The 4590-nt window shown below is 65.5% G+C and carries 4 protein-coding genes and 1 pseudogene; 3 read left to right on the forward strand and 2 right to left on the reverse strand.

Going from position 1 to position 4590, the window contains the following annotated elements:
- Nucleotides 1-924, reverse strand: a 924-nt coding sequence (locus tag WBQ44_RS09825) for a glutamate-cysteine ligase family protein (protein WP_495566517.1), incomplete at its 3' end; no start/stop codon positions are given.
- Between the two features lie 137 nt (nt 925-1061).
- Between WBQ44_RS09825 and WBQ44_RS09830 the strand changes: the two genes are divergently transcribed.
- On the forward strand, nt 1062-2246 hold the full coding sequence (locus WBQ44_RS09830; protein ID WP_495566518.1) for an aminotransferase class V-fold PLP-dependent enzyme: 1185 nt from the start codon (nt 1062-1064) through the stop codon (nt 2244-2246).
- Nucleotides 2247-2292: 46 nt separating this feature from the next.
- Here the strand turns inward: WBQ44_RS09830 and WBQ44_RS09835 are convergent.
- Nucleotides 2293-3114, reverse strand: a pseudogene (locus WBQ44_RS09835) (DMT family transporter); the annotation flags it as partial.
- A gap of 59 nt (nt 3115-3173) precedes the next feature.
- Between WBQ44_RS09835 and WBQ44_RS09840 the strand changes: the two are divergent.
- Together WBQ44_RS09840 and WBQ44_RS09845 are read left to right on the forward strand one after the other, a co-directional pair.
- The gene (locus WBQ44_RS09840; protein WP_495566519.1) at nt 3174-3746 is read left to right on the forward strand and encodes a TetR/AcrR family transcriptional regulator; all 573 of its coding nucleotides are present in this window, start codon (nt 3174-3176) and stop codon (nt 3744-3746) included.
- A 145-nt stretch (nt 3747-3891) separates the two neighbouring features.
- Nucleotides 3892-4554 (forward strand): 50S ribosomal protein L25/general stress protein Ctc, encoded by a 663-nt coding sequence (locus WBQ44_RS09845; protein ID WP_495566520.1) that lies wholly within the window; start codon nt 3892-3894, stop codon nt 4552-4554.
- The last annotated feature ends 36 nt before the right edge of the window (nt 4555-4590 follow it).

The following is a 4590-nucleotide window of genomic DNA, read 5'->3' on the forward strand; positions in this document are numbered from 1 at the left end:
GTAGCGCACCTCGAGATGACCGCAGGCTCGGACCTGCGGGAACAGAGTGGTCAAGTGGTAATCGAGATCGGCGACGGTGGCCGGCCTGCCGATGCGGGACGCATCGACCAGCCACTCGGCGAACGTCATTTCGCGGGGGGCGTCCCAGACGTCACCGTCACCACGAACACAGAGCAGCGGAACGTCGAGCGCCCACCTCGCATAATCGGCTACCGGATCGCCGAAGCTCGGCACAGTGGTTCTGCCGGCGTCCAATTCGAGCCAGGTACGCATACGCTGCGACGTCCACTCTCCCGCGGGAGCGCCGCGCAGGTGCGGTGAGCAGGCGAACGCGGCGACGAACGCGGGACCGACTGCGTCCAGCATGTTCCAGCGCTGCGTCACCTGAGCGTGGTCTACACCGGCGTCGACGCTGATCTGTGCGGCAGCGGTGCTGCACATCATCAGCTTGCCGTACGGCCCGATGGCGGAGAAGTACTTGTCCATCGCGCAGTAACGGGGAAGCGCGAGCAACCTCTGCGGATCGCGGTGACGATCGGCGGGAACGGACTCCATTCCGAGGTGGGCCACGCTCAACAGGTGGGACAGGTGCTGCGCGTCGGAGTTCAACGCGCGCTGCAATTCGCTGACCGACGCGTGCGGCGAACTGGAGAGTTCGATTTGGCCGCCTGGTTCGACGGTGACGGCACTTCCACCCGGTAACGACAGGGCGGGAGAAGAAGGTGAGATGCTGCGCGGTGTGTACTCCCCCAGCGCAGAGGCAATGCTGTCAAGAGACGGCCTGGTGCCGTTTGCTGTGTGGGTCAACCACTCCAGTTCGGCGCCGATGAGCTGTGGCGGACCCAGCTTGAAACACACCTTCGACACATAGGCCTCGGCAGCCGGACGCGAACTCAGCTCCAAGGACTTCTCGTTGGACGACACACTTGCCTCCTCAGTTCGGCACCAACTACCCAGCTGGTTCGGGGCCGAAACGCTCGGGTTGTGACAGCCTGGCTTCGACAGTAACCGCGACTCGACCACAGCGCACCGACAAATTTTCCTTCCAGGAAGGCGCCGCCATGCTAGATCTCGACCGTATCCGTCGCGACACCCCGGCCGCCGAGACCGCCGTGTTCCTCGACAGCGCCGGATCCTCGTTGCCCCCCACACCCGTCGTCGAGACGGCCATCGCGCACCTGCGTCGTGAAGCGGTGGTCGGCGGGTATCGCGCAGCGAACGAGCGGATGGCCGATCTGGCGGCGGTCAAAGATTCGATCGCGACATTGATCGGTGCCCGTACGTCGGAGATAGCGTTGAGCGACAGTGCAACCCGGTCGTGGAGCGACTTCTTCTACTCCGTACCGCTACGCGAAGGCGACCGCATCCTGCTGTGCGAGGTCGAGTACGCGTCCAACGCGATCGCTGCACTTCAGCGTGCCGCCGCCGTGGGAGCCGTCGTCGAATTCGTGCCCAGCGACCCCGCCGGCCTGATCGACCTCACCGCCCTCGAATCCATGCTCGACGATCGCGTCCGCATCGTCTCCCTCGTGCACGCACCGACCAACGGCGGCCTGATCAACCCCGCCCGAGAAGTTGTCGAACTCGCCCACCGACACGGTGCACTGGTGCTGCTCGACGCCTGCCAGTCGATCGGCCAGATGCGCGTCGACGTCACCGAACTCGGCGTCGACGCACTCAGCGCAACGGGACGAAAGTGGCTACGAGGACCACGCGGCACCGGGTTCCTGTACCTCCGCGGTGAACTGGCCGAAACCCTGGAACCACCGGCGCTCGATCTGCACAGCGCGCAATGGGTCGGCGAACGCGAATTCCGCCTCGCGCCCGACGCAACCCGCTTCGAATTCTGGGAATGCGACGTGGCGGCACGCCTCGCCCTGGGCACCGCCGTCGACTATCTGCTCGAGCTCGGCATCGACAACGTGGGGGACGCCGTCCGCGACCGCGCCGAATACCTGCGCACGGAGCTCCGCGAGATCGACGGCGTCACCGTGCACGATCTCGGCGACCGCAAGAGCGGAATCGTCTCGTTCGGCATCGACGGCCGAGAGCCCACCGACGTTCGTGACGCCCTCGCCGCGGAAGGCGTCACGGTCACCGTCAGTCATCGTGGTTCGACGCTCGTCGATATGAACCAACGGGGATTGGACGCGGTTGTTCGGGCGTCGCCGCACTACTTCGTGACGTTCGAGCAGTTGGACGAGATGGTTGCTGCGCTTGCGGGCCGCGTGAGGACGCACCTCTGAGCGCACGCAGGCGGGCGACTGCAGAGGGTCCGCACACCGCGGGGAGGGTGATCGCCACGCCGAGAACAGCGAGGAGGGTGATGCTGTCGCCGAACATCAGGAACGCCCACACCATCGTCGTCGCCGGGGTCAGGTACAGAACGGTACTGGCGTACGTTGCGCCCCTGCGGCGCACGACGAACATGTAGACGCCGTACGCGCCGAACGTCGACAGCACCACCATCCACACCACTGCGATCCAGAAACTCGATTCCGCAGGCGGTACCGCGTCACCGGCGATGAGACTCCAGGCTCCGAACAGGATTGCGGACACGACGGCTTGCACGCACATCGCAAGCGGGATCGGCTCCGTCGAATTCATCCGGCGCTCGAGCACCGTTCCGAACGAGAGAGCCAACATGGCTGCCAGCGGCCACAGGTACGACGACGCAGAGACGCTCGATCCGCCGAGGTCGCCCGCGACGACGAGAACCACCCCGACCATGCCGAAGACGAGGGCCAACACGCGCCCGACGCCGAACCGTTCGCCGAGCACGCGGGCGGACAGCGCTGCGACGACGAGCGGCTGCATCGCGGCGATGAGCGCTGCGGTCCCGGCCGGCACACCGAGGCCGACGCCGACGAACAGGCACCCCAGGTACAGGAACTGGCAGAAAAAGCCGATGACCGCGTGCCTGCGAATGCCCTGCCATGTCGGCCGAAGACGCCGATACCGGCACCAGGCAACGAGAATCGCCGCGGCGACGAGGTACCGCCACCCCAGCAAGGTCCAGGCCGATGAGTGCGCTGTTCCCATTTCTGCGCCGATGAAGCCCGAACTCCACAGGATGACGAGTGCTACTGCCGCGAGGCTGTCCGTTCTGGTCATACAGCGAGGTAATCATACAGGTCTGTATACTTGCAGTGCACCTGTGATCGGAGACACTCATGACACTCGCAAGTAAGCCATTGACCCCCGCCGGCGAACGCATCTTGACCGTCGCCAGCGCGCTGTTCTACGAGCGCGGCATCAAAGCCGTCGGCGTCGACCTCATCGCCGACGAAGCGGGGACTACCAAGAAGACCCTGTACGACCGCTTCGGGTCCAAGGACGGCCTGGTCATGCGTTACCTCGAACGTCGCTTCGACCGATGGTGCGATTTCGTGACCGACCACCTCGAGAACTACCCGGATCCCGCCGCCCGCATCCTCGGCGTCTACGACGCACTCGAGGCGTGGATGCGCGACAACCACCGCGGGTGTGGATTCGTCAACGCCTTCGCAGAGTTCGGCGGCACCGACCACCCGGCACTCGAGGTGATTCGTCGAGAGAAGGAATGGACCAGGGGCCTGTTCGTCCGGTTGGCAACGGAAGCAGGCCTGGCCGACCCCTCCGAGCTGGGCACAAAACTGTCCCTGATCCACGAAGGTGCCTTGGTGATGAGCACTGCGGGCGCCAGGGACGACGCCCTCGAGGTGGCGCGGTCCATCGCCCGCCCCCTCGTGGTCGCCACTGGATAAAAGCGTGTACAGTCTTCCAGGTTGTCTCGGCGAGGGTGAGTCCTGAAGCAGGATCCACCGTGATCGACGCGGCTAGGCCCCCTGGGTCAAGCTCGTACGTGTCCGCCCCGACGAGCCTTGTCCACCCAGATCCAGGAGTTCACTCATGGCCAACAAAGTAAACAACCTCAAGGCGCTCGTCCGCACCGAATTCGGCAAGGGCGCTGCACGCCGCACCCGCCGTGACGGCCAGGTCCCGGCCGTTCTGTACGGACACGGCACCGATCCCCAGCACCTCGCGCTCGACGCTCGCGCGTTCGCGGCCGTCCTGCGTAACAACGGCCTCAACGCCATTCTGACGCTCGACATCGACGGATCCGAGCAGGTCGCACTGACCAAGTCGGTCGTCGTCCACCCGATCCGCCGCAGCATCGAGCACGCCGACCTCCTCGTCCTCAAAAAGGGCGAGCGCGTCTCCGTCGAGGTCAACGTCGTCGTCGAGGGTGACGCCGCAGCCGGCTCGCTCGTCACCACCGACTCCACCGCAGTCGAGATCGAGGCCGACGCACTGTCGATCCCCGAGCAGATCATCGTCTCCATCGAGGACGCAGCCATCGGGACGCAGATCACCGCAGGCGACCTGACGCTGCCCGACGGCGTCACGCTGATCTCCGATCCCGAACTGCTGCTCGTCAACGTCGTCGAGGCTCCGTCCGAGGAAGACCTCGAAGCCGATGGCGAAGGCACCGAGCCCGTCTCCGAGGTCGGCGAAGCCGAGACTCAGGAAGAGGCTGCAGGCGGCGAAGGCTCGGACGACTCCGAGAGCTGATTTCACCTCCTCCACTCGCGACGCGCCGCTCCCAGC

This window comes from Rhodococcus sp. (in: high G+C Gram-positive bacteria), assembly GCF_049591685.1.
In the GTDB taxonomy this organism is placed as follows: domain Bacteria; phylum Actinomycetota; class Actinomycetes; order Mycobacteriales; family Mycobacteriaceae; genus Rhodococcoides.